Source organism: Kiritimatiellia bacterium (assembly GCA_018001225.1).
Classification (GTDB): Bacteria; Verrucomicrobiota; Kiritimatiellia; order CAIQIC01; family JAGNIJ01; genus JAGNIJ01.
This window is the reverse complement of record JAGNIJ010000071.1, coordinates 1-4707: the sequence shown is the minus strand read 5'-3', so window position 1 is coordinate 4707 and position 4707 is coordinate 1. Positions and strand designations below refer to the sequence as shown.

Genomic DNA, 4707 nt, shown 5'->3' with positions numbered 1-4707 from the left:
GTCCGCCGTGGATGTCTGGCGCGCCGAGTTCCTGCGGGGGTACTTCGAAGACGACCCGGTGCCGGTCGGCGCGATCGCGCTGTTCGAGGTGGATGCGCTGCTCGACCGCTGGGCGGCGGAGGCCGCGCGAGTGGCGGCGGCTGGCGCGAACAAGGGCGGGAACCGGTGGCGGTTCCGCGCCTGGGATCGGTTCCTGACAGCGCGCCTGCGCGACAGGTTGCGGGAACTCTCCTGAGACCGGGGCCGGCCCGCCCTGGAGCCGGCCCCGGGAAGGTTACCGCAGCCGCTTGCCGGCGTGGGTCCAGAACGTCCAGGAGTAGCCGAACTCCCGGCCTTCCATCTGATCCCGCGACTTAACCTCGGGCATGCCGGCGTTGTAGAAGTAGTTGACCAAGGGCTGCGCCGCCTCGTGGAAACCGCGGAAGTAGACGTATCCCTTCGAGGCGTAGTTGTCGGCGGCGTACTTGATCCAGCGCGCCGCCCGCAGCAGCGCCTGGTCCGACGCGTCGACTAGGTCCCGGTAGCCGGCGCGTTCGAGCATGAGGACGGTGCCGAGGTAGGCGCCGAGCGCGACCTCGTTGTAGCGGACGCTCGAGAAGTCGTTCGGGAAGCTCGAGGCCGAGTAGCTTTCCGGTGTGCCGCGGCGCTGATCTTCAGGCTGGATGCCGTCGAAGTTGTGCCCGTCACGCTTCGCGCCCTTGGGGTTGATCCCCACCCACGACGCCTGGCTGCCCGGGTTCGCCTGCCACGACTGGTTCGACGTGTCCCAGCGCAGGCTGTACGGCGCGGAGGTGTCCCCCAGGAAGCGGCGCATGCGGACCGCGATGGTGTTGAGCGTCGCCGTGTCCCCCAGGTAGCGGCTCACCGCGGTGACCGCGAAGCACGCCCACGCGCCCTGGTTGTTCGGCCGCGCGACCTGCGTGCGGATGGTGGACGGGCTGCTGTCGTACGGGACGTCGAGCTTGCGGCGCAGCCACGCCCGGAACTGCGTGTCGAGCGTCGGGTCGTACTCCCGCAGGTTGATGAGGTCCGCGCTGATCGCCCAGGTCCCCAGGTTGCGGTTGGGCGCCGTGCAGGACGACGACTGGTCCGGGCGGGCCATGACGTTGCGGATGGCTTGCGCCACCTTCGCCCGGTAAGTCCCGGCGCTGGCGTTCGGAGCCAGCCGCGCGTAGACGAGCGCACCGGCCATCGCCTGGACGTTGAAGACCTGGCCACTCTGGGTCTCGATCGACTGCACCGTCCAGCTCGAGTCGGCCTCGGCCTTCAGTTCGTTCCAGGCCGTGCCGCTCATCGGCAGGGCATCCAGCTCGGACTTGCCGATCCAGATCCCGGTGCGCGGTCCGGATCCGCCGCCCGTCCCGCCGGTCTGCTGGCTGAGGATTCGCACGTTGGTCGGTGGGCCGGGGGGCGTGGCCTGCTGGGCCAGTACACCGGTGAGCGCGGCGATCGAAATGAGTGCGGCAAGGCCGCCCCTGGTGGTCGCGTGCACTGTGAACGTCTCCCTTGTTCTGGCCGTTTCCCAAATTGATGAGCTGTGCGCGAGCACCGAGAAACGGGATGTCCGAGGGTGTGCGAGCGGCGCGAGGAACGTCCGGCGTGGGGGACGAGCGCCAGGACGGCCGCTCGCCGGGGAGCGTGCGAAAGTCGGGCCGGGCACACTGCCGTCATCATCCGGGTCGGATTCTTCCGGAAACCGGGATCCGCTGACGGATCCGGGAACCCGGCCCCCTGGGCTCACACGCCAACTTTGACCGCACGATCCTATTTCTGTTGCTGACCTTGGCGGCGGGAAAATGGGATCCCCGTCCCATGGTCTGCCAGCTAGCGGCGTTTACAGTGGTCCATGCCCCGCAGCCAGCCCCACCAGGACCTCGCCTGGCCTCCGGCACCCGACGACCTGGCCTACCTGGATCTCGAGCAGCCCGAACAACCGCCGCCTTCAACCGGGTTCCCGGGCGTTGACGAAACCGTCAGACGCGCGCCCGAACGACGCGCGGGCCACGACCCCTCTCCGCGAAAGCCCGAACCCTTCATCCTGCCCCCGGCCCGCCCCCAGCTCCCGCTGGTGACGGGCGCGAAGCGGTTTGCAGGGCGCGGAGCGCTCGCCCTGCTCGCCGTCTGCCTGCTGGCCGCGCTGGTGGTGGCGGTGCTGCGACTGGCTCCCGCCGGACCGGCCGCTTCCCCTGGAGACGCCGGTGCCCCGGCGGACACGCTCGACTCGACGCCGCCCGTGGCCGCAGAACCGCCCGCCCCAACCACCGGCTCGCTGGCCGTGCGCACCGAACCGGCCGGCGCCATCGTCACCGTGGACGGCAAACGCCTCGGCGCCTCGCCGGTGATCGTTCCGTCGATCGGGCCAGGCGAGCATGCGGTGGTGATCCAGCACGCGGGAGGCACCTACCGGCATGCCGCGCGCGTCGCTGCCGGGGAAACGGTGTCGCTCGTCGTCCCGCTGCCGGCGGCAGCCGAGCCCGCGGCGGCGCCTGCCGCCGAGGGTTCGATCCAGGTCCGCGCCCCCTTCGAGCTTCGCGTGACGAAGGAGGGCCGACTGCTCGGCACGAGCGAGATGGACCGCATCCCGCTCGACGCCGGCACCCACACGGTGCAGCTCACCAACGAGGCGGTCGGCTACCAAGCGAGCCGCACCGTCCGGGTTTCGGCCGGGCGCACGACGATTGTCGAGGCGGAGGTGCCGGAAGAGCCCGTGGCCATCAACGCGATCCCCTGGGCTGAGGTCACCATCGACGGGCGGCCGGTGGGGCAGACCCCGCTCGGCGCGCTCACGGTGCCGATCGGCCCCCACCTGGTGGTGTTGAGCCACCCGCGATTCGGGGAGAAGACCGTCCGGACGACGGTCAGGGCCGGGGAGCCGGCGCGGATCAGCGTGGACATGCGGCGGTGACGCCCCGGGCAGGCCGCGGGAGACCCATGCAGAAACGGGGCTAAAGCCCCTACTAGTACAGGAACATGGGCTTGCCGAGCATGTCGCGCACGCGCGGCCGGTACTCGTGGGTGTCGTACAGGGCGGTTACGTCGACGCGCTTCTTGCCCTGGATCACGAGGTCGAGCGGCACCGTCGTGTAGATCCCCTGCTGCAGCGACACCATGCGGCCGGCGTGGCCCATCGCCACCTGGTCGAGCGCCAGCGAACCGAACGACACCGCGACCATCCGGTCGAGCGAATCGGCCGCGCCCGATCTCATGATGTACGCGAGCTGCTCGTACATGATGTTGATCCCGCTCCGCTCCTTGATCTCCTGGGCCACGATGTAGCCGATGCCGCCAAGCTTGCGGTGGCCGTAGGCGTCTTCTTCGCCTGTCTCGAGGACGCCGCCGTCCTTGGGCTGCGCCCCTTCCGAGATCGTCAGCATCGCGTAGTTCGAGGGGTTCCGTCCGCGGTCCTCGACCAGGAACTTCACCAGGCGCTCGATGTCGAAGGGCACTTCCGAGATGATCGCGCGGTCCACGTCGGCAAGGTACGCCGCGTAGAGTGAGGTTTCGCCCGAGTTGCGGCCGAACAGCTCCACGACGCCGATGCGTTCGTGCGAGCCGACCGAGGTGCGGAAGTTCGTGATCGCGTCCACCGAGCGGGTCACCGCCGTCGAGAACCCGATGCAGTAGTCGGTCCCGAAGACGTCGTTGTCCATCGTCTTGGGGATGGCCACCACCCGGAAGTCTTCCTGGTGCAGACGGGAGGCAAAGCTGAGGGTGTCGTCGCCGCCAATCGGGATGAGCGCCTCGAGACCGAGGAAGTCGAGCACGCGCAGGACGTGACGCGTGCAGTCCACGCGCCCGTCGGGCAGGGCGGCGCGGTCCTCGGCGCGGATCCAGGACGGCACCTCCTCGGGCTTCATCTTGCTCGGGTTGGTGCGCGACGTGTGCAGGATGGTCCCGCCCGTGCGGTCGAAGGTGCGGACCCGGTCGGGCGGCAGCGACATCGTCCAGGCGGAAAGCGAGCCGGGGTCGTCGGGGTTGATCTGCACGAGGCTCAGCCAGCCGCGGCGCAGCCCGAGCACCTCGATGTCGTGGTTGCGCGCCCTGACCGCCACCGCCTTGATCGCCACGTTGAGGCCGGGAACATCGCCGCCCCCGGTGAGGATCCCGATCCGCCGCGTGCGAGTCATGCGCCGACGACCTCCGAAGCTGGTATGAGCCGGGTGGGAATCGAACCCACGGCCCGCAGATTAAAAGTCTGCTGCTCTACCCCTGAGCTACCGGCCCACGGTTCTCAGTCTAGCATCCACCCGCGGGCGCCCTCCCGCCTTTCCTCTGCAGGATCCCCTTTCAAAGGCCTAGCGGCGCTTGTAGCTGATCGACACGCCCTCGCCGGAGGGGGAGACGATCGACGTCAGCATGGCCGGGTTTCGCGTGATGGCGTCCAGGAAGTCGGGCATTTCCGAGCGCTTGTTGACGACGTTGTGCCCGAGGAAGAGGCCGCCCGGGACCAGGCGCGGCCAGGTGAGGTCGAGGAAGCGCTTGTAGTCCTTCTTCCAGGCGTCCAGGAACACGAAGTCGAACTCACCGCCGAGCTTCGGGATCTCCCGGAAGCCGTCCCCGGCGACCACCGTCACGATGTCGGCCAAGCCGGCCCGCCGGATGTTGTCGGCGGCTTGCCTGGCGCGGCCTGGGTCGTATTCAATCGCCACCAGGCGGCCGCCGGTCTCGCGCAGGCCGAGGCCGATCCAGATGGCGCTGTAGCCGTTG

General features: G+C 69.4%; 5 protein-coding genes and 1 tRNA gene. 2 read left to right on the top strand and 4 right to left on the bottom strand.

The window, feature by feature from the left end:
- A partial coding sequence (locus KA248_15645; GenBank protein ID MBP7831341.1) for a hypothetical protein occupies nucleotides 1-235 on the top strand: 235 nt, incomplete at its 5' end.
- Nucleotides 236-274: 39 nt separating this feature from the next.
- Here the strand turns inward: KA248_15645 and KA248_15640 are convergent.
- Nucleotides 275-1492 (bottom strand): alginate lyase family protein, encoded by a 1218-nt coding sequence (locus KA248_15640; GenBank protein ID MBP7831340.1) that lies wholly within the window; start codon nucleotides 1490-1492, stop codon nucleotides 275-277.
- A 354-nt stretch (nucleotides 1493-1846) separates the two neighbouring features.
- Here KA248_15640 and KA248_15635 point away from each other — a divergent pair, with 354 nt between their 5' ends.
- Nucleotides 1847-2905 (top strand): PEGA domain-containing protein, encoded by a 1059-nt coding sequence (locus KA248_15635; GenBank protein MBP7831339.1) that lies wholly within the window; start codon nucleotides 1847-1849, stop codon nucleotides 2903-2905.
- A gap of 52 nt (nucleotides 2906-2957) precedes the next feature.
- Here the strand turns inward: KA248_15635 and KA248_15630 are convergent, their stop codons facing one another.
- The 3 genes from KA248_15630 to KA248_15620 form a co-directional block, all read right to left on the bottom strand.
- Entirely contained in the window at nucleotides 2958-4127 is a 1170-nt protein-coding gene (locus KA248_15630) for a 6-phosphofructokinase (GenBank protein MBP7831338.1), read from the bottom strand.
- Between the two features lie 25 nt (nucleotides 4128-4152).
- Nucleotides 4153-4224 (bottom strand) — tRNA-Lys (locus tag KA248_15625).
- 71 nt (nucleotides 4225-4295) lie between these two features.
- Nucleotides 4296-4707 (bottom strand): class I SAM-dependent methyltransferase (locus KA248_15620; protein ID MBP7831337.1); only part of this gene is annotated, 412 nt, incomplete at its 5' end.

Coding starts and splice junctions, on each gene's coding strand:
- KA248_15635 (MBP7831339.1), top strand. CDS start 1,847: ATGCCCCGCAGCCAGCCCCACCAGGACCTCGCCTGGCCTCCGGCACCC.
- KA248_15630 (MBP7831338.1), bottom strand. CDS start 4,127: ATGACTCGCACGCGGCGGATCGGGATCCTCACCGGGGGCGGCGATGTT.